16 protein-coding genes and 1 other RNA gene are annotated in these 20076 nt (G+C 46.0%); 2 read left to right on the top strand and 15 right to left on the bottom strand.

Annotation, left to right across the window (positions count from 1 at the left end):
* Window position 1: 1 nt before the first annotated feature.
* The 9 genes from HHX48_RS05875 to HHX48_RS05915 all read right to left on the bottom strand — a co-directional run bounded on the left by HHX48_RS05875 (window position 2) and on the right by HHX48_RS05915 (window position 13651).
* The gene (locus HHX48_RS05875) at window positions 2–613 is read right to left on the bottom strand and encodes an energy transducer TonB (protein WP_191023142.1); all 612 of its coding nucleotides are present in this window, start codon (window positions 611–613) and stop codon (window positions 2–4) included.
* 1 nt (window position 614) lies between these two features.
* The gene (locus HHX48_RS05880) at window positions 615–1013 is read right to left on the bottom strand and encodes an ExbD/TolR family protein (protein WP_191023144.1); all 399 of its coding nucleotides are present in this window, start codon (window positions 1011–1013) and stop codon (window positions 615–617) included.
* 11 nt (window positions 1014–1024) lie between these two features.
* Window positions 1025–1549: a MotA/TolQ/ExbB proton channel family protein gene (locus tag HHX48_RS05885; protein ID WP_191023146.1), complete on the bottom strand. Its 525-nt coding sequence runs from the start codon at window positions 1547–1549 to the stop codon at window positions 1025–1027.
* A gap of 1 nt (window position 1550) precedes the next feature.
* Window positions 1551–2909, bottom strand: a complete 1359-nt coding sequence (locus tag HHX48_RS05890; RefSeq protein WP_191023149.1) for a MotA/TolQ/ExbB proton channel family protein — start codon at window positions 2907–2909, stop codon at window positions 1551–1553.
* Window positions 2910–2915: 6 nt separating this feature from the next.
* A complete protein-coding gene (locus HHX48_RS05895) occupies window positions 2916–3680 on the bottom strand; it encodes a DUF3450 domain-containing protein (protein WP_191023151.1) in 765 nt (254 codons plus the stop codon).
* 335 nt (window positions 3681–4015) lie between these two features.
* Window positions 4016–5812, bottom strand: coding sequence for a putative 2OG-Fe(II) oxygenase (locus HHX48_RS05900; RefSeq protein ID WP_191023153.1), 1797 nt, complete (start codon window positions 5810–5812; stop codon window positions 4016–4018).
* A 77-nt stretch (window positions 5813–5889) separates the two neighbouring features.
* Window positions 5890–8769 carry a TonB-dependent receptor domain-containing protein gene (locus HHX48_RS05905; protein WP_191023155.1) on the bottom strand — a complete coding sequence of 960 codons (2880 nt, stop codon included), beginning with the start codon at window positions 8767–8769 and terminating at the stop codon, window positions 5890–5892.
* A gap of 559 nt (window positions 8770–9328) precedes the next feature.
* Window positions 9329–12250, bottom strand: a complete 2922-nt coding sequence (locus HHX48_RS05910) for a TonB-dependent receptor domain-containing protein (protein WP_191023157.1) — start codon at window positions 12248–12250, stop codon at window positions 9329–9331.
* 312 nt (window positions 12251–12562) lie between these two features.
* Complete coding sequence (locus HHX48_RS05915; protein ID WP_191023158.1) at window positions 12563–13651, bottom strand: tryptophan 2,3-dioxygenase family protein; 1089 nt, start codon at window positions 13649–13651, stop codon at window positions 12563–12565.
* 143 nt (window positions 13652–13794) lie between these two features.
* On the opposite strand from HHX48_RS05915, the gene HHX48_RS05920 reads away from it, so the two are divergent.
* The gene (locus tag HHX48_RS05920) at window positions 13795–14073 is read left to right on the top strand and encodes a late competence development ComFB family protein (RefSeq protein WP_191023160.1); all 279 of its coding nucleotides are present in this window, start codon (window positions 13795–13797) and stop codon (window positions 14071–14073) included.
* A 7-nt stretch (window positions 14074–14080) separates the two neighbouring features.
* Here HHX48_RS05920 and ffs read toward each other — a convergent pair.
* Window positions 14081–14177: signal recognition particle sRNA small type (gene ffs, locus HHX48_RS05925), an RNA gene on the bottom strand.
* Window positions 14178–14256: 79 nt separating this feature from the next.
* A complete protein-coding gene (locus HHX48_RS05930; protein ID WP_191023162.1) occupies window positions 14257–15315 on the bottom strand; it encodes a Glu/Leu/Phe/Val dehydrogenase in 1059 nt (352 codons plus the stop codon).
* A 188-nt stretch (window positions 15316–15503) separates the two neighbouring features.
* Between HHX48_RS05930 and HHX48_RS05935 the strand changes: the two genes are divergently transcribed.
* Complete coding sequence (locus tag HHX48_RS05935) at window positions 15504–15971, top strand: Lrp/AsnC family transcriptional regulator (protein ID WP_191023164.1); 468 nt, start codon at window positions 15504–15506, stop codon at window positions 15969–15971.
* 3 nt (window positions 15972–15974) lie between these two features.
* Here the strand turns inward: HHX48_RS05935 and maiA are convergent, their stop codons facing one another.
* Genes maiA through hppD form a run of 4 tightly spaced genes read right to left on the bottom strand, consistent with a single transcriptional unit; the run spans window position 15975 to window position 19905 of the window.
* A complete protein-coding gene (maiA, locus tag HHX48_RS05940; RefSeq protein ID WP_191023165.1) occupies window positions 15975–16631 on the bottom strand; it encodes a maleylacetoacetate isomerase in 657 nt (218 codons plus the stop codon).
* Between the two features lie 12 nt (window positions 16632–16643).
* Complete coding sequence (locus HHX48_RS05945; protein WP_191023167.1) at window positions 16644–17657, bottom strand: fumarylacetoacetate hydrolase family protein; 1014 nt, start codon at window positions 17655–17657, stop codon at window positions 16644–16646.
* Entirely contained in the window at window positions 17658–18818 is a 1161-nt protein-coding gene (locus HHX48_RS05950) for a homogentisate 1,2-dioxygenase (RefSeq protein ID WP_191023169.1), read from the bottom strand.
* Complete coding sequence (gene hppD / locus HHX48_RS05955; protein ID WP_191023171.1) at window positions 18811–19905, bottom strand: 4-hydroxyphenylpyruvate dioxygenase; 1095 nt, start codon at window positions 19903–19905, stop codon at window positions 18811–18813. The genes HHX48_RS05950 and hppD overlap by 8 nt, the downstream gene beginning before the upstream one ends.
* Window positions 19906–20076: the final 171 nt, after the last annotated feature.

Raw genomic sequence — 20076 nt, forward strand, 5'->3', positions numbered from 1 at the left:
ATCATTGCTCCAGTTTGAAGTCTAGCTGTACAAACATATCAGGCTGTTTGACACGCTTGCCTTCAACAATTTTTGGCTTGTACTTCCACTTGCTAAGCGCACGACGGGCTTCACGATCAAAGATACGCTTAGGATCTGCATCGATAACTTCGATGTCTTCAACGCCGCCCTGTTCGTTGATAGTAAAAGATAATTTTACCCATCCTTCACGACCATCACGGGCTGCCTGAGGTGGATACTTAGGATCGATCCGAACAATTGGTGTTGCCTCACCGTCCTGTTGCATCGCACCTACAGCACCAATACTGGCACCTACGTCACCGGTATCAATAGCACCAACATTCAGACTAAACCCACCAGCATCTGGCTCAGCCGCATCCGGCTCTACCGGCTGCTGCTTAGGCGGCTGTTGCGGTGGCGGCGGTGGTGGAGGCGGTGTACGCTGACGAGTTTGCGTATCTGCCTCAGGTTCCTGCATGACCACATCGATGACAGGTGCATCAGGAATTTCATCTGCCGGGCGGTTTGAATTTTCAATCAGCTTGGCCATCAGGACAAACAAACCAAAAGCAACCGCGGCACCTAATAATATAGAAACGATAAATCGAACCATCTTATCCCCTTGCTGCTACTGATATGCGATCAACACCCGCAGCTTTAATCTGGTCCATCACTTTCACAACAGTACCATGCTTAGCCTTAACGTCGGCCTGGATGATGACATAATCAGTCGGCTGCTCCGTCAACAACCGCTCGATGTTAGCTCTGACACTATCAACAGCCACTTCGCGCTTGTCCAACCACACACTACCATCGTCAGTGATAGCGACGAAGATATTGGCGTTTTTGCGCATTGAGGCCTGATCTGCATCAGGTTTATTAACTTCAATACCTGCTTCTTTTACGAAAACAGTAGTAACGATGAAGAAAATTAGCATGATGAATACAACGTCAAGCATCGGCGTCATATCGATCTGTGCATCTTCCTCTTCTGTTCTGACTTTCCGCGCCATAATATCTCTCTCTAGTGATGTGGCAGGCTATCGACCAAGCCCTCTCGAGCCATTTTTGCTTTGGCTTCAAGACGTGAACTGATAAATAGACCTGACAATGCTGCAACCATTCCAGCCATAGTTGGAATTGTCGCCATCGAAATACCAGAAGCCATCAAACGAGCATTACTAGTACCTTGCGTTGCCATGGTTTCGAAAACGCTAATCATTCCAGTTACTGTTCCCAGCAGACCAATTAACGGGCACATGGCCACTAATGTCCGAATGATGAGCATACGGGCGTCCAAATCATCAGACGCTTGGGAGATCCAGGCTTCACGGATTCTATGCGCATACCAAGAGGTCGTATCAGAGCGGGCATCCCATCTGGTGATGATGTCTTTCTTCACCTTAGGAAAGACCGCCGTGATATACCAGTAGCGCTCTATCATTAATACCCACATAAGAAAGAGCGCGGCAGCGACAAAATAAAGAACGTCGCCGCCGGTAGCGATAAATTCCCTGACAGATTCCCATAATCCAATCAGGCTATTCATATTACGCTTTCTCCGCCTCTGTGTGCGCTGCAATAATACCTGCAGTCTGCTCGTCGAGGATATGGATGATTGATTTGCTGCGAGAGGCAACGATACTGTGAGTCAGAATCAGAGGCAGTGCAGCGATGATACCTTGTGCTGTTGTTACAAGAGCCATTGAGATACTACCAGCCATCAGACGCGGGTCGCCTGTACCAAACAGAGTAATAGACTGGAACGTTGCAATCATACCCAATACTGTTCCTAACAGACCAAGTAATGGTGCGATAGCAGCAAAGATCTTAATAACATTGATACCACTTTCGATCGATGGCAATTCTTTCAGGATTGCTTCGTCGAGTTTCAGCTCAAGGTTTTCAGCATCTGAATGCTTGTTCTCTTGATAAACTTTCAGGATGCGACCCAGAGGGTTACCTGAAGACGGGTTACCAGGATTTTTCAGCTGAGACTTAATTTTACTACCTGTTACGTACAGGGTAACCAGCTTATAGACACCAATTAACAGACCGATGATTAACATTGCAGTAATGGTGTAACCAACCGGACCACCCGCATGATAACGTTCCATTAATGTGGCTTTTTCTTTCAACAGACCCAGGATAGCGCCTTGAGATGGGTCAGCATAGAACGGAACGGTTCCTGATGTTGCTTCCGCCATTTCCTCAGCAGAAGAAACAAGGTAGCCTTCAGGTTGACGGCCAAGAGGCTGAACTACATCGTTCTCAGCGTCATAGGCAAGGTAACCTTCTTTACCAACCAGGTTGAAAGTACCTACGCGAACAATTTCCTGCTCGCTGCTACCGCCGTCAAGGTTAACAACTTCTGTTGTAAAACGATCAACCTGACCACCTTGTGTCATTTCAGTTTGTAACGCGAACCACAGGTCTTCAAGTTCCTGAATGTTAGGCAGACCTTTTGACTCTTCCGACATTTCAGCCAGGAAGTCATCACGGTCCGGGTACTGTGCACTAACAATAGAGGTAGAGACTCGACCATATGCTTCAGAAGCGGCCTGACGAACAACACCAAACATTTCGCCCAGTGTACCTGTCGCCTGTTCCAGCTCTGAAGACTTCTCATTCAACGTCGTTTCGTTGTCAGAGAATTGCTGTTGAAGACGGTCACCGCGGTCTTGCTCAGCTTTCAGTTCAGACTGAGCTTTACGTAGTAACGCTTGCTTATCAGCGCGCTCAGAACGAAACTCTGCTTCACGCTCTTCATTGATTCGTGCTTCAGAAACACGATTTTGCTTAACCTGTTCTAGCAGGTCCTGCAGACTGGCAGCTTCCTGCGCCTGCGCACCGGTAGAAATAACCGCCATCGTTGCAGCGGCTACAAGAGATTTAAATACTAGTTTCATTAAAACTTACTCCGCTGCTTTGATTGGTAACTTGATTAGTTCAGGGGTAGCTGTACCTTTCGCCATTTTCACAGCTTCAACAGCAGACGCCAGATAATCATCACCTAAAGCTTTCCATTGGCGCTCATCGTTATCCCATACCCAAGCACTGGATTGGTCTAAAGAAAGTGCTAGGAATGCGGTACGGCCAAGGTTGAAGAAATCAACTGTATTTTCGGTACCGTTCGCGTCGATCGTACCCTGATACGAAGACATCTTAGTGCCGTACTCAACTTCTACCAGATACGCCTCAATAACCTGACGGAATTGCTCTGATACTGTTACGTTAGAGTTCGCCATTAAGTCACGCAGACGCTGGATACGCTCACGGCGTTCTTCAAGGTGAATTGGAATGTCCAACTCAACAAATTTTTCCAGGCTGTCGATCATGCGGAACATCAAAGGAACGATGCCCTGCTTGGTTTCTTCAATACTATCAATCTGACGCTGAAGTGAATCGATACTGCGTTGTTGGTCTTCAACCAGGCTCGCAATGTAGTCGTTATAAACTTTCAGGTTTTCTGTTTGATCAACAGTTTGACGATACTCGACCAACAACTCTTGTGACTGTTCAAACAGTGCGTTGATTTTTTCTTGAGATTTCGCTGCAGCCGCGTGAATCTTAGCTTCTTCTTTATGAAGATCGTTAAGAGTAACTGCAGAGACGGCTGCACTGCCAGACAGTGCGAATGCACCCATGACAGTAGAAGCAATAAGAGTTCTCTTGCTCATCTTGGACATAGTTCCCAACCAAATTTCTTATTTGAATCCTCGCTACATCATTGGCAGCAAGGGGCGTATAAACTTTGCTATTTCGCTTTCGGAAGGTAGCTGTCAGCGTCATTTCGCCAACACTACGAATCCATAATAGTCACATGGAATCGCTGAAAGAGTCAAGTAACACAGTCTTAACACGCTATTTGAATTCAATTTGTTCAAATAGCCAACAGCGATTGACAGTTTTTTGTACGACAATTAATAATGGGCTGACCAATTATTCTTTAAAAATGACCTCAACCGGATAAGTTTGCAGTTTTATTGAATCGTTATATTCCTACAAAACATGATTATCTGTCTAATCCGTATCGTCCAACATCAAACGCGACGGTTATTCGCTCAGCATCGTCAAGAATTGGCGTGGTACCGTGCCAGGCGTGCGAGGGGAATAACACACACTTACCTACTTCAGGTTTGATAAATATTTCAGGCAAAAGTTCATCGTGACCATATAGATGAGGCTGTCCTAATTTAAGCCAGCCGGCTTTCATTTCTTCATTGGCAACGTCACTGGGAAGCTTCAAATAAACCACCCCGGATATCCTTCCCTTTGAATGTATGTGGTTGTGATGAAACCCTTTGCCATTAAGCCGCACGGACCATGAACCTATATAATTTATCTCATCATCAGCGTCGGTGAGTAAAGCTATATCGATGTTCTGACGTTCACAGTATGTTCGTATACTTCTATCAAGGAAAGCTTTTAATTGCTTCACGTATTTGCCGCTATTTTTAAATAAATGTCCGCGGGTTTGTGTTCCTTTTTCGAGTGTTTGACCTAGCGGATTATTTTTTGATGCGTGCAGAGGGATGATTTCTTCTATTAGAGAATACCAAAATTGCTCGTCTATGCTGTTAGGAGAAAAAGTCTCGATTTTGCCGGCAAGTCCCTCGAAATTGTCACTTATTAGCCGCTTTGCGGCGTAATGATATGCCTTGGCTAATTGATTTTCTGGCTGGCGGGTCAGCGTGTCTGATAACACTTTTTCAGCGAGTGAATAATTGCCTGTGCTTATCAGACTGATACCATAGGTAATATTATCAGAGGTGGTCCCCCCTTTATGTTGTGTTATCTGTTCAAGTATCGGCACAGCTTCCACTGATTCTCCATCGTAAAGATAAGCCTGCGCAATGATTCTTAGCTGCGCAATGTTCAGATAGTCAGGCAAGTTTGCATTCTCAATGTGAGCTATAGCGTCTTTGTAGCGTTTTTCGTCAACTAAAAAACTTGCATACGCCAAGGATAGGTGATGCGCTAAAGGATGTGCCTGAATAGCTTTCTTAAACGAATTCAGGTATTCACTGGTATCACCTGATTCCCAAAGCAACTTATTTAGATTGATATGAGAATCGATATAGAGCGGATTCATCTTTAGTGCTTTTCTATACCAACTGATAGCCTCTGAAAGTTTCCCCTCATCTGATAATGCGTTTGCCAGGTTATGGTAGACCGCATAGTGGGGCTTTTTCACTGCTAAAGGTGTCAGTATGTCTACTGCCTTACCAGGTTCACCACTAAGTCGGTAACAAACAGCCAATTCGTTAAGATTGTACGGACTTTGGGGGTTTAGGTGGTATAGCGTTTTTGCTTTAACCAACGCCTCTTGATGGCGTTCGCAGGACTTATAGTAATTAAGCCATAAGATGATGCGTTTTTGCTCAGAGATGTTGTGATCGTCTATCAGTGTATTTATTGCTGTTTTTGCTTCATCAAACCGGTGTAAAGAGGTACATAGTGTAATGAAGCGTTCCAGCCACTGCAGGCTTTTACCAAAGCGCTTAAACAGTTGCTGATAAGCACTGTATTCTTCTTCGAGATTTTGCTGAAATTGCGCTACCTGCACCTTACAAAGCCAGAAATTGCTGGTAGCAGAGTGCTGTTCAGTATATTTAGCAAGTAGAGCGTTGGCCTTATTCGCATCTCCCAGATGCAAATGACTATAAACTAAGTATTGCAGCGCCTGAGCGTCATCAGACTGTTGGTTTAGCCTGTCTGAGAAATGTCTAATTGCCTCAATATAGTTTTTTGCGTTGAAAGCCTGTTTACCCAACTCGATTAAGTCATGGCGATTGTTGCATGTTGCCATAGCGTTAAACCTGAAAAGAAAATTTTTGCAAAAAAAAGCCGACGCAATGGCGTCGGCTTTTCTACATCAACTAACTCTTAGAAAGTCAGAGTTACGTTAGTGAACAGGTAACGACCCAATGTATCGTAGAAGCCTGCTACTGTGTTAGCGTTTGTCGCCAATGCACTACCTACAAGAGGTGGCTCTTTATCAAGTACGTTGTTCACACCAGCAGAGATGCGAAGGTTCTCGTTAAAGATGTAGCTACCTGACAGGTCAAAGAAGCTATATGCACTGATTTGATCTTCAGTACCTTCAATATCAACCTCGCCATAGTATCTCCAACGTGCAATTACGCTGTAATCACCCATATTGTAGTTTGCACTCACTGTATGACGCCATTCAGGTTGCGCAAAACAGTCAACACTTACTACACCAGAGCAATCGTAATCCTGGCTTGGATCAGCAGTAAGAGGCTTGAACGTCTTCTCAAGGTTGTAAGAACCAATCATGCTCAGACCCAGAGTGCCTTCACCAACATCTACAGAGTAACGTGTATCCACGTCAACACCGCGAAGCTTAATACCACCGATATTGTCAGTCAGGTTTGTTACATACGCATCCTGAGTTAACCACAGGCTACCTGCCGGGCTACGTTGGATGTTGTCACAGAACTGGCCTGTCTGACCACAAATGTTAACAATACGTTGCGCACCAACAGAACCAATCGTCTTTTCAACTTCTATATCAAAGTAATCTAGTGAGAAGTTAAAGCCATCAAATGGTGAACCTACTAAGCCAATGGTATAGGTATCGGCTTCCTCAGGATCAAGATTAGGGTTACCACCTGTTAACTGGTTGTTCTGATCTGCAGGGTTAGGACTGATATTTCCATATTGGTCAGCAGTCACGCCGGTAAGCGCACATTGCTCTGCAGTAAGTGCTGGCTCATCGCCGGCACATGGGTCGGTACCCTGCCACAACCCTACGCTTTGCGCTGCAAACAGCTCAGCAACGTTTGGAGCACGGATTGCACGGTTCCAACTACCACGAAGTTTCCAGTCTTCATTGATTGCCCAGTCAATACCTACTTTATACGTATTCGCATTACCAGATGTAGAGTAATCAGAGAAACGGAAGCCAAGGTCAACAACCAATGCTTCAACACCAGTCATACCCTCAATAACAGGTACACTAATCTCACCAAAGATATCGTTAACGTCAAAGCCACCAATCAGACTTTCAGTCGGACCACCCTGACCTACCAAAGAACCTTCCTGATAAATGCTGTCAGCAATACGTTCAAAATCAGTCTCACGACGCTCAAAACCGAACGAGGCACCAACCGGAGTAACCGCACCAGGGAAAGCAAAACCAAACTCACCTGCTACATAGCCCTGATAAACTTCAAGAACTGTAGTACCGTTTAGAATCGCCGTACCAGATAGTTGACCGGCCTGCTCAGGTGTAACGCCGCCTGGGGTGAATACCTGATAAAGCAAGCAATCATCTTCACATGTGCTACCTACTTCGCCAACGCGAGGGGCAATCAGAGGAAGATTTAAATCGTTGATGTATGCAGATGACGAAGATGTCGAACCATACATATAGTTCACATCATAAGACCAGTTATCTGTTAACCAGCCATCAACACCCACAACAATACGGAATGCGTTATGCTGAAGATTATCAGCACGAGGACCACCTTCAACGTTACGCTTACCAATGTAAGCTACGAATTGGTCATCAGGACCTTGACCTAATGCTTCTTGCAGCTGTGCAGCCTGGGCATCTGTAATTAGCGGGTTGTTGTAGTCAAACAGATACTCAGCACCATAGAACGTACCTGATTCAGCGATCTGACCAGCGGTTTTATCCTGCATGAACGATGTTTCAAGGTATACACGCGCGCTGTCATTTACTTCATACTCGGCAAAAGAACCTAAAGAGAAGCGTTCGTTAGGACGCATGAAGTGGTTAATTGGTGCATAGTTATACAGGTTGTTTGCTTCTGATTGCGGCAGGAAGCTTCCATCACCCTGAAGTGCCCAGAAAAGTTCTGTTGTATAATCCACATCACGTGGAGCATCTGCACTGGCTACCGGCGTATTTACCGGGTAGAAGAAGAAGTTTGGCGAAACAGCAGTTGATGAACCACCACACGCTGTGGCTGAAGTATTCAGTGCACATGAACTGTAGTCACGCTCACCCTGCAGCATCTCATTGTTACGACGCCATACCGCATAGACAGTTGCATGACCACGACCGCCGTCAAAGTCACCACCAGCAGTGATATTCAGGTTGTACGACTCACCACCGATACCATTGCTACCATCAGGGTAATCATAGCCAGCTTCGTCCATCAAACCTTGCATATAGCTGTTATCGTTATTGTGCTGATAACCAGCTGCGCCAGCTTCAATTTCAAGGCCGGTAAACTCGGTGTCCATCACAAAGTTAACAACACCAGAAACGGCGTCAGCACCATATACTGTTGATGCACCACCGGTTAATACGTCTACACGCTTAACCAGAGAGGCTGGAATTTGGTTGATGTCAGGTGCCTGGCTGTATACACCGCCTGGTTGCATACGGCGACCGTTAATAAGAACCAGCGTACGGTTGGAACCCAAACCACGAAGGTCAAGTGTTGCTGTACCGGTAGAGCCGTTAGCCTGGAAAGAAGTTTCTGCAGCTTCGATTTGCGGCAGCGTGTTCATAACATCTTCAACACGCGTAAAACCAGTTGATTCGATTACCGCTGCATCGATCGCCAATACAGGGCTTGATGTTTCCAGGTCAGTACGCTTGATACGTGAACCTGTTACTGAAATCTTTTCAACGTTTTGAGCCTGGTCTTGCTCTGACCCTTCAGCATCTTGTGCCATTACCGGGTTTGCTGCAAAAAGTGCAGCAGAGGCAGCACCAAAAGCGCACGCAAGCTTCACTGACTTTGCCAGTTTATTATTTGTAAACATGTATTGTGTCTCCCTGGACCACTAAATGATTTAGTGATGGTAATATAAATCGTTAAAACGACTTTTTATTTAAGTAAGACTCATGGCCTTGGAATGATAATAACCACATCGAAGTTGTGCGGTCAACTGTCTTCAGCGTGAGATGAAAAGAAAATTGAACTTTTTTATGCCCGCTTTTTGGGCAGCTCTGTCAATGTTTAGTTACAGGACGTTAACAATCGCACACGTCTTTTAAATGAAAAGAATCATTCAATCCTGAGTGTAATTTTCTTACAGCTTATAAATTAGGCGCTCGAAGCTCGCACGTAGAATGAATAAACATCTATTTAGAAATTATAAATATGCACCAAACACAGTCAAATCGCACACATTATTTTAACAATAATTTATATGATAAATTTTTTATCCTTATCAATATGCGATTTTTTTAATTTACGTGAAAAAGTGAAAAGCTCTTTGATTTTTAAATGCAAGCATTAACAAGTAAGAATAATTTGAAAGTAAAAGACATAAAAAAGGCCGGTCTGAGACCGGCCTGTTCTGTTGTTAAAGTGACGTCTTATTCAAATCGAATTGTCACGCCCGCATTTACACGACGACCAACCAGGTCATACAGCGGGTCAAAGGTATAGCCCGGAGGTACTTTGTTAAATACGTTTCTTACGCCCAGGAACAACTCCATGTTGTCATCCAGGTCATAATTAACGCTCACATCGTGTGTCCAGATAGAACCTACGAAACTGATGTCCTGATCTTCAGTGGAATCACCACCCGGAGAAACATCAAACAACGCACTTCTGTCGATGAAACGACTCGTATAGTTCACACTCCACTGGTCGATACGGTAATCGACGATAGTACGGAACTGGTATGAAGGATCACCCACCTCACCGTCTTCTACGTTAATTTCATCAGGACGATCCTGGAAGGCATACTCATTCAGTTCGTTAACCTTATTACCCTGAATGTTGAAACGTAACTCTCCCGGCAGATCGAAGCGCTCCAAATCAGTGGTATAACGAATCTGCATTTCAAGACCCGACGTCGTCAGTGCTGACGCATTAATAAAACCTGAACGAACCAGCGTGATATCGTTCGTTGTAGGATCACGATCGATTTGACTACAGAAACCTGCATCAGGGCCACCCGTCGCATCTACGCAGTTATCAAGGATGTCTTGAGATAATACTTGAGTTATTGCATCTGTAATTTCAATATCATACCAGTCTAGGGTAACAGACAGGTTTTCTATGAAAGTTGGTGTCCATACTACACCTACGGTGCGCGATTCACTTTCTTCTGAGAAGAGATCAGGGTTACCACCAGATAGCGTGTCGATGCTCACGTTATCGTTCGCTTCGAAGCCTGCTGGAATGCCCAGCGCAGCACAGTTTGCGACACGATCCGGATCATCATTGATGTTATCGGCATCACACGGATCGTTGATGTTTGCAAAGCCTGGAGATTGAGGGCTAAACGCCTCGTCTACGTTAGGCGCACGTACCGCTTCACCGATGGTACCGCGAAGACGTACATCTTCAATAGGTGACCACAGAAAGCCCACTTGCCATGCATCTGCACTACCTGCGTGCGAGTAGTCGGCAGAACGGAATGCACCATCAAATGACAGCTCTCTGGCCATAAACACATCTGACAATACGGGTAAACGCACCTCAACGAAGAATTCTTCTACGTCGTAGCCGCCGAATGAGTCAGGCGTTGCTGCGTTCGTGAAGAAGCCCGCTTTAGTGAACTCATCAGTTGTCGTCGTTACTTCTTCTTCACGGTACTCGTAACCTACAGCAAAGCCAACCGGACCACCTGGCAGCTCGAAATAGTTCGTTGAATCAAACGATACCGTTGCACCATACATATCCTGCGTCAGCTCGTCTTCACGGGTAACAGTACCAGAAACGAAGTCTTGCGCTGCTGAAGATGCATTGCCAAATCCAAACGGATTGAATGGCACACACTGGTCACCATTTACTTCAGCTGGATCTTCATAATCTTCGCCCTGTGCATCAGGTACCTGACTACGACAGGCAAAGCTGGCAGTGGATGGATCGTACACCGAGTCTAACGCTGCTTCTAAGTTTGTAGGAATCAGGTCATTCAGTGTTTTACGAATATTAGATGTTTGACCATGTGTATAATACACATCATAATCAAAATCAGTATTAGCCAGTGTAAAATAACCCTCGAAGCCACCAACAACGCGGAAAAGACGACGATCGTTTGATGCAGAGCGATTACCGATATCATCGAAGAAACGCGCCATTGGAACAGTTGTCTGACCATTATTCAATAGTGTCTGACGTGTGGCGTCATCCAGATATACGTTGTCTTCAACATTGATTGACAGACCACCAAAATCAAAAGATGGCTGGAATTGCTGCGCGATATCTTTATCTACGTATTTAACATCACCGTAGAAGCGCATCTTGTCAGTCAGATCATAACGGAACGTACTGGCCAGCGTAATTGTTTCCTGGTCAGGGATATAGTTCTCATAATTTTCTGTGAAAAAGACTGAGTCGTAGGGCTGGTCGAAACTACCAAAGGCAAAGCTGTTGGTACCATCACGCATTACCTGCTCTGTACCCACACCACCTGGGGTAAAGGTCAGACGAGACGCATCATCAAACGGATTGATAACACCAAAACCATTAATCATTTCTGAACCGACATTACGCACGCGCAGGCGATCAGGAATGCCATCTTCTTCACCGGTATCATCCGGATTTACGATGGTTCCCCAGTTTGCAGCTTGTTGCAGCTCAGGGATCAGCACTTCGTTAATGCTGCTTTTCGACGCGAAGAATGTCACGTTACCACGACCATCATCAGTCGTCGCACCCGTTAAAAGACTTAGTGTATTACTGCGAGCGCCGATGCTTTCAGTATCAGTAGAGCCTGTCGCGCGAAGCTCAACGCCTTCATAGTCATCACGAAGGATAACGTTGACAACACCTGCTACAGCGTCAGAACCGTAGATTGCAGACGCGCCACCGGTGATGACTTCAATGCGATCAATCATCGCGGCCGGAATCGCACCTGTATCAACCGCATTAGAGAATGGTGAGCCGGCGACGTGACGCTTGCCATTTACCAGCGTCAATGTACGCGTGTCACCTAATGAACGCAGGTCAGGTGAACTCAATCCCGCGTTTGCATTTGAATTGTTGTTACCAATCAGTGTGCTGCCTGCAGCAATGGCAGGTAATTCAGCAAGAATTGAACCCAGATCCGGCGAACCGAAGCGCTCAATTTCAGCAGCGCCTACTGTTACGATTGGGGCTGGTGTAGATAGCTCTGGACGTGCGATACGCGAACCTGTTACAGAAATTTTCTCTACTGTAACGTCATCGTCTTCACTTTGGGTTTCCTGCGCGAACGCCGCGCCTGATGTGGAAATGGCTAAAGCAGTACCGAAGGCACAAGCCAGTCGGACAGACTTGGCTATCCTTGAGTTATTGAACATCTTTTTTCTCCCTGGAACGCTATTCCATCAGCAAATAATTTATTTGTTATAATTGGTGATTATGCGGGCATTTTGACCCGAGGGAGATATTACCCATAATTTATTAAGAGTTTCAATATGTAGATACAAGTAAATATTAAATCTTTTGTAAAGTTTACTTTGTAATGAAAATGGGGCTACAAAAAAGCAGCCCGACACTCGAAACCAAACTTATTTCTTTTAAAATCAATAATTAAAATTAATTTATGCACGATTTGTAGTTTTATTACGCCTCACTGCCCCACTTTGTGAAACATAAGTTTTTTTCAATATTCATGAATAATGAAAGCCAAAGTAGTGTTTTACCTGTTCAGGCAATGGCGGAAGCATATCTTTCGGCAGCAAGAATGTTGCGGTATTAAAAAAGTCAACGAAAATGCGATTCGATTCCGTTGTTTTTTTCAGATAATGGTGACCTGAGGATCCACCTGTCCCTATTTTCGTTCCTAACATACGTTGCACCATCATGGCATGACGGTAACGCCATATCGTTAGCTTCTCGTCGATTTCCGTTAAGGCTGTAATCAGCTGAAAGGGTAAGTTGAAGATAGGTTCCTCGGGATACTGTTTTATAAATAGCGTAGCGAGCATCGCTTCGTGGCTTAACCTGAACACACCATCCTTGCGCAGTGCCTCATATTTGTGCTTATCGAACAACGCATCAAAATTATCCCGTGTCCCCTGCCAGTCTTTAAGTTCCTGCGCTTTTTCTTTGTCAGATAAGGTGTCGTTTTCGCTAATGATTTTTTTGTCACTTGCCAATAGATCATCAGCAGCGCTCTTATAATGTTGCCAAAAAGCAAACTCATCTTTTTCTAATAAAGGCATTCTCGCCAGCCACTGATCGACTAACTCAAACAAGCTCGCTTTGTTCTCCAAAGCCTCCAGCAACTCGCGATCTTTATAGGTAAGCCGGTTAAAGAAACTCTGCTTATCGAAGTCGATTCGATACTCACGTTTAAGTCCTAATGAAATTTCAAGCCGCTTAAACTGAATTGACTGAAAACCTGATGCGGGTACCAGGTAGTCACGAAATGAAAGAAACTGCTGCGGTGTCATGGTCTCCATCACACTGATCTGGTCATTCATTAGTTGCTGAATCTGTATAATTCTGTGCAAACGATGAACCACACCAATGAGCTCATCGTCAGGCATTCGCTTTTGACTGAAGGTATCAATAATCGCATTAAGTTCGTGTAGCACCTGTTTGAACCAAAGCTCATAAACCTGATGCACGATAATAAACAACATTTCATCGTGAGCAGGCTCGCCATATTTTTCACTTTGGAATGCCTGCGCGCCGAGAATTTTATCCAGTTGCAAATAGTCGCCGTAGTAGACTGGGGTATCGTTTCTCTTCATTTCTAAAAACAGTTGCTAAATGAGAGTTTTAGTCTAACACTTTGTTAACAGGGCGGGGAGTCACCGGTGTGTGCTGCCCGATGAAATTGTAAAATCATCTGTACTGTGCTTTGCACAATGTTAGTTAATAATGGCGGTAATACATGAAGTTGCATAATGATATCCATAATTACTATGAACACCTTATTGTAGAAAGGATTGCGGCACTGGGGCTTGATAAAACGCACACGACCGATTATCTGGCAGACCTGTGCTGCCTGGCACTTAATGAGGTTCCGCCCCGGTATATTCGATTTGAAGTGGATATGGCATTCTATTTGCCGCAGAGCGAGCGACAGCAGATGGAAATGAACGTTGATTACGCCCTTACCAAAGCCAGAGAATTTTTAGACAGAGATTCGAGCAGAAAAGCGGGGAGTTAGGGTGGCAAGCCTCCAGCCACATCTCGGCACATGAGTCGTCTGCTGCGGCTGCTCCCTTCCGGGCCTGACCGAGTTCACAGAGTATCATTGCGAGAGGACCAAAGGCCTACCATTGACACTTCGCGGGCCTGAAAGATTGCTCCAGACCAGCGGCGCGCATTATGACGAGTTGCGCGCCAAGTTTCAACCTTTGTTTTTGAAACGCTCTTCAGCAATCACGTTCGCAACGCGGTTGGTCGCACGCCCTTCCGCATCGGCGCGCTCGAAGATCTCTTTCAACGTATCGCCGATTTGCTCTAAATGGTCACGAAGTGCTTCATTGGAAGATGACTCCATACGCTGGTGATAGATATCGATGACACCACCTGCGTTGATAACATAATCAGGCGCATAAACAATACCACGCTCCTGCAGAACATCACCTATCTCTTCGCGCGCCAACTGATTATTAGCCGCACCGGCAATCACCTTTGCTTTCAAAGTAGAAAGTGTTTCATCGTTAATTGAGGCACCCATTGCACATGGCGCTACTACATCCACATCCAGACCGTAAATTTCTTCAGGTGCAACCGCTGTTGCGCCCAGCTCTTTTACCGCCCGATCTACGCCTTCTGGATAGATGTCTGTCACAAATAGTTTCGCGCCGGCGTTATGCAGATGTTCCGCCAGACGGTAACCAACATGTCCCATGCCCTGAATAGCCACTCTTACGCCATTTAAATCTGATTTGAGCGCATGCTCAACAGACGCTTTAACGCCCACAAATACGCCGTATGCCGTAGAAGGCGCCGGGTTACCATCTGCCGTCTCACCGGCATAATGATAGTGGGCTTTGGTGCCGGCAATGTATTCAGACTCTTTGGCCATCGTTTTCAGATCGCTGACTGAGATGCCCGAATCTTCAGCGGTAAAGTATTTACCGCCTAATGAATCAACGAACTTACCCATTGCGGTCATCATCTCTGGTGTTTTGACTTTGCGAGGGTCGCCGATAATGACTGACTTTCCGCCACCCAGCTTAAGGTTAGCCATGGCAGATTTATAGGTCATCCCTTTTGACAAGCGTAAAACGTCGGTCAGGGCTTCTGCGCTATTTACATACGGCCACATGCGACAACCGCCCAGAGCCGGACCCAGATTTGTATTGTGTACCGCGATAATGGCACTTAACCCTGCCGCTTCGTCGTGATAAAACGCAACATGTTCATGGTTATCAAATTCAGAGTGATCGAATACAGACATAGGGCCTCAAATTGTAGTCTAAAGTTTACGAGATTTTACCGATAAATCAGGAGGACATGCCTTGCGATGTTTGTTAATGAATTTAACATACGGAAACATCGATACTAGCATACTGTGATTGCTATGATGCTTATCCTAGATTCTTTTTCAATATATAATAGGCATCATAACAGCTTGGAATATTGTACATGAAGTTAGACAAATTTGATCGCGAGATTTTGCGTGTTTTACAGCAGGATGCCACCGTTTCAATGGCAGAACTCAGCCAGAAAGTCGGTCTGTCCCATACGCCCTGCTGGCGTCGGGTAAAGCGCATGGAAGCGGATGATATTATCGTTGGCAAAGTGACGCTGCTTAACAGCAAAAAACTTAACCTTGGAGTATCTGTATTTATTTTTGTAACCCTGAAAAACCACGACGGCGATTCACTGACTGATTTTGAGCAGGCCGTTCAGTCTATCGATGAGGTTGTGGAGTGCCACACAACCAGCGGTGAAAAAGATTATCTGCTCAAAGTCGTTGTGGAAAGTATTGAAGAATACGAGAACCTGCTGAAAAACAAACTGACCCACCTACCTTTGGTGGATCATATCAGTTCAACGTTTGCGTTAAAGCAGGTTAAAAATACGACTCAGCTTCCGATTAAAAGCCAGTAATGACTATTGCGGTGCATCCGGCTGGTTTTCCGGCATCGCATTTATGAATGGCGCGAGGGCATTGCAGTTCGCATATATTTTGCTAATTAATGGGAACGGCTCGATGTCCAGGCCAAACCGCATTGCGGCATAAACCTGCGGAACCAGACATACGTCTGCCAGCGACACATCAAAATCAAAACAATATTTGCCCGCCTGCGTTTGCAGGCGCTGCTCAATTGCACTGAAGCCACGCTGGCTCCAGTGCTTCACCCATTTTGCTTTTGCTTCACTGTCTGCACCAAATTCACTTTCAAGCGCCTGTAATACGCGAAGATTATTCAGCGGCTGCATATCGCAGGAAATGTCCTGCGCCAGAGCCCGCACTCTTGCCCGTTCCACAGGATGTCCGGGAAGCAGCTGTTGAGAATCCGGGTATTTTTCGTCCAGGAACTCTATGATACTCAGCGACTGATTCAGGATGATATCCTCATCATCATCAACCAGCGTCGGCACCAGCTCAGAAGGGTTCAGTTGCTGATATCCTTCTTTATGCTGTTCGCCACCGTCTTTTACCAGATGAACCGGAATGTAGTCGTATTCTAGTTGCTTGAGGTTAAGCGCAATCCGTACCCGGTAGGTTGCCGATGAACGCCAGTAGCCGTAAAGTTTCAGCGCCATTTTTATCTTCTCTTATGCTTTAAGCGGCTTAAGCTGCTGGTCAATGGCGCCGAATATACTATCACCATTTTTATCCAGCATTTCCATGTGCACTTTGTCACCAAATTGCATGAAGGGGGTGGTGGGTTCTCCGTCTCGAATAGTCTCAATCATACGGATTTCTGCGATACACGAATACCCGCGCCCGCCCTCTGACACCGCAGATCCATGGTCAGTGCCCTGCTTATTCGATACTGTGCCAGAGCCAATGATAGCGCCTGCCCCAAGGTTCCGTGATTTCGCGGCATGAGCAACCAGCTCGCCAAAATTAAATGTCATGTCCTCGCCAGCTTCCGGCTTGCCGAACAGCTCACCGTTATAGGTGGTACGCAGCGGAAGATGAACCTTACCGTCCTTCCAGGCATCGCCCATTTCATCTGGTGTCACAGCGACCGGAGAAAATGCGCTGGCGGGTTTGGACTGGAAAAAGCCAAAACCTTTGGCCAGTTCACCAGGAATAAGGCCACGTAGTGACACATCGTTCACCAACATCAGTAAGCGAATGCGCTGGACGGCGTCCTCTGGCGAACATTGCATCGGAACATCATCAGTAACAACAGCTATCTCGCCTTCAAAATCCACGCCCCATTCATCGCTTGGTAGAATAATATCTTCCGTCGGACCAATGAAATCATCTGAACCGCCCTGATACATTAGTGGATCAGACCAAAAGCTCTCTGGCATCTCTGCGCCACGTGCTTTTCGAACCAATTCAACATGATTGACATAGGCACTGCCATCCGCCCATTGATAGGCTCTGGGCAATGGAGACTCACATCGCTGAGGGCTGAATCCCTCGGCGTTCAATTGATTATCATTTAATTGCTCGTAGACATTTTTCAGTTCAGCCTCTACCTGAGCCCAGTTGTCCAGCGCGTACTGCATGGTAGGCGCGATATCCTTCAGAGAATAGGCCTGGGATAAATCCCGTGAGACCATCATTAACTGACCGTCGCGTGTATCGTTTTTGTAGGTTGCGAATTTCATTTATTCTCCCTTTTCTACCTTGTCGCTGCGCCAGCTATACACATAGTCTGGATTTTCAACTGCACTGGCAGCCGCACCAATAGTCAATGCATCACGGGTGTCCAGCATAACAGCAACTTCGTCGGTAAATTTTTTCTTATGTTGGCGACCAGCTTCAAACGCTTTGGGATGAGGGCCGTGGGTAAAGCCTGCCGGATGAAATGTCACCATTCCCTTTTCAATATTGTCACGACTGAAAAAGTCACCTTCGTGATAAAACAGGACTTCATCATAATCATCATTGTTATGATAGAACGGGACTTTTAATGCACCCGGGTCAGATTCAATCGGACGTGGTACGAATGTACAAACCACAAATCGTGCTGCAACAAAGGTTGTGTGAGCAGAAGGTGGCAGGTGATAACGATGACTCATCAATGGCCTGATATCCCGCCAGTTGAGCCTGACCACGCACAAATCACCGTGCCAGCCAATCGCATCCAGCGGATTGTAAGGATACGTAATTACCGACAACGTATTGTGGCGCTTCACCTCAACCTTCCACTGGTTTTCGTCCTGCTGTTGCAGGAAGCGATCATTAATCTGAGGGGTGTCCAGCACGGCCGGGTCAAAAATCGCATGGCCACCGACCATACCTTTTTCCGGTAACTGGTAGGCATCATTCGTCGCCTCGATCAAAAGCAACTGCATCGGAAGCTCTGGCTCCAGACGCCACATTGTTGAGCGCGGTATGACAACATAATCGCCCTTGACCAGGGTCAGATGCCCAAAATCACAAAATAATTCGCCCTGCCCTGCGTGCACAAAAAGCAGGTCGTCACCATCAGCATTGCGGGCAAGCCGCTGCATAGGCTCGCGACACTGCCATAAGCGGTACTGACAATGCGCGTTACTTAAAATAACCGGCGCACTGAAAGGGCTGGCTGAATCGGTTTGGTGACCCTTCTCATCCAGCAGGTTCAGATCAAACGCTCTTGGTCTTAAATCACCTTCCCACTCACTCCAGCCAGTGGGCGCGTGTTTATGATGCATATGGGTAGCAGGCCCAAAAAAGCCGCTGCGTCCCATTTCTCGTTCATAAATACCTTCCTCAGGAAAGTCGGCATGGGCTTGCCGTGAGTGACTTCCCTGAGCGGTAGGAAATTTAATCCAGTTACGCATTTTGCTTCTCGTCAGAAATTACGCCGCGACGAATCTGATCTTCTTCGATAGATTCAAACAGCGCTTTGAAATTGCCCTCGCCAAAGCCTTCATTACCTTTACGCTGAATAATCTCAAAGAAAACCGGACCAATAACGGTATCAGTGAAGATTTGCAGCAATATCCCGTCTTTCATGGGCGCGCCATCGATAAGAATGCGTAAATCTCTGAGCTTGTCCAGATCTTCGCCATGGCCTTCTACCCGTGAATCCACTGCTTCGTAATATGTGTCCGGCGTACTCATGAACTTCATGCCACGGTCACGCAGTTCTGATACTGTTTTATAGATATCATCGGTTGCCAGCGCGATGTGCTGGATACCTTCGCCCTTATACTCGCGAATGAATTCTTCTATCTGAGATTTATCATCTGAAGATTCATTAATCGGAATGCGAATTTTACCGCAGGGCGATGTCATCGCCTTACTCACAAGCCCGGTTAGCTTACCTTCAATATCAAAATAGCGAATTTCACGGAAATTGCCGATACGCTCGTAAAAATCAGCCCAAACAGCCATATTACCGCGACGCACGTTATGCGTTAGGTGATCAACAAAATCCAGACCTGAGTTTGCACTCTCCATGCGTGCTTTCCAGTCATCGTAGAACGCAAAGTCGACATCGTAGATATTGTCTTCCAGGTAGCGGTCAACAAAGTACAGTGTACTCTCGCCAATGCCGTAAACAGCGGGAATATTAAGTTCCATCGGTCCCAGGTTGCCAACAAACTGTTTGGCACCATTTTCAAGCGCATGCTGAAGCGCTTTGCCGGCATCTTTTACTCGAAAGGCCATACCACAAACACTGGGGCCGCGCAGGCGGGCAAATTCTTCAGCCTGAGACGCAGGCTCCGCATTAACAATGAAATTGATGTCGTTTTGCTTGTATAGCCAGACTTCTTTCGATCTGTGCTTCGCGACTTCTGCAAAACCCAGCGAAGAAAACAGCTCTTTAAGCGCATTAATACCCTTCTCATCAGCAGCGGTATATTCGACAAATTCAAATCCGTCTGTACCCAGTGGGTTATAGGAATAGTCTACGTTCGTCATGGTGAATTCCTTAATCAGTTATTTACAACACGTTTACACAATAAACATGATTACTGAGGGTTTGGAAAGGTTCACCGGTTAATAAGCGAGGGCGTGGATTTGCGATGAAGTGTACAGTCTTTTTGACAGCGTATTGAAGGATGAATGAAAGAAGCTAAACCCGCTCATAGC

The organism is Salinimonas profundi (assembly GCF_014750655.1).
In the GTDB taxonomy this organism is placed as follows: domain Bacteria; phylum Pseudomonadota; class Gammaproteobacteria; order Enterobacterales; family Alteromonadaceae; genus Alteromonas; species Alteromonas profundi_A.

Coding starts and splice junctions, on each gene's coding strand:
- HHX48_RS05875 (WP_191023142.1), bottom strand. CDS start 613: ATGGTTCGATTTATCGTTTCTATATTATTAGGTGCCGCGGTTGCTTTT.
- HHX48_RS05880 (WP_191023144.1), bottom strand. CDS start 1,013: ATGGCGCGGAAAGTCAGAACAGAAGAGGAAGATGCACAGATCGATATG.
- HHX48_RS05885 (WP_191023146.1), bottom strand. CDS start 1,549: ATGAATAGCCTGATTGGATTATGGGAATCTGTCAGGGAATTTATCGCT.
- HHX48_RS05890 (WP_191023149.1), bottom strand. CDS start 2,909: ATGAAACTAGTATTTAAATCTCTTGTAGCCGCTGCAACGATGGCGGTT.
- HHX48_RS05895 (WP_191023151.1), bottom strand. CDS start 3,680: ATGAGCAAGAGAACTCTTATTGCTTCTACTGTCATGGGTGCATTCGCA.
- HHX48_RS05900 (WP_191023153.1), bottom strand. CDS start 5,812: ATGGCAACATGCAACAATCGCCATGACTTAATCGAGTTGGGTAAACAG.
- HHX48_RS05905 (WP_191023155.1), bottom strand. CDS start 8,769: ATGTTTACAAATAATAAACTGGCAAAGTCAGTGAAGCTTGCGTGCGCT.
- HHX48_RS05910 (WP_191023157.1), bottom strand. CDS start 12,250: ATGTTCAATAACTCAAGGATAGCCAAGTCTGTCCGACTGGCTTGTGCC.
- HHX48_RS05915 (WP_191023158.1), bottom strand. CDS start 13,651: ATGAAGAGAAACGATACCCCAGTCTACTACGGCGACTATTTGCAACTG.
- HHX48_RS05920 (WP_191023160.1), top strand. CDS start 13,795: ATGAAGTTGCATAATGATATCCATAATTACTATGAACACCTTATTGTA.
- HHX48_RS05930 (WP_191023162.1), bottom strand. CDS start 15,315: ATGTCTGTATTCGATCACTCTGAATTTGATAACCATGAACATGTTGCG.
- HHX48_RS05935 (WP_191023164.1), top strand. CDS start 15,504: ATGAAGTTAGACAAATTTGATCGCGAGATTTTGCGTGTTTTACAGCAG.
- maiA (WP_191023165.1), bottom strand. CDS start 16,631: ATGGCGCTGAAACTTTACGGCTACTGGCGTTCATCGGCAACCTACCGG.
- HHX48_RS05945 (WP_191023167.1), bottom strand. CDS start 17,657: ATGAAATTCGCAACCTACAAAAACGATACACGCGACGGTCAGTTAATG.
- HHX48_RS05950 (WP_191023169.1), bottom strand. CDS start 18,818: ATGCGTAACTGGATTAAATTTCCTACCGCTCAGGGAAGTCACTCACGG.
- hppD (WP_191023171.1), bottom strand. CDS start 19,905: ATGACGAACGTAGACTATTCCTATAACCCACTGGGTACAGACGGATTT.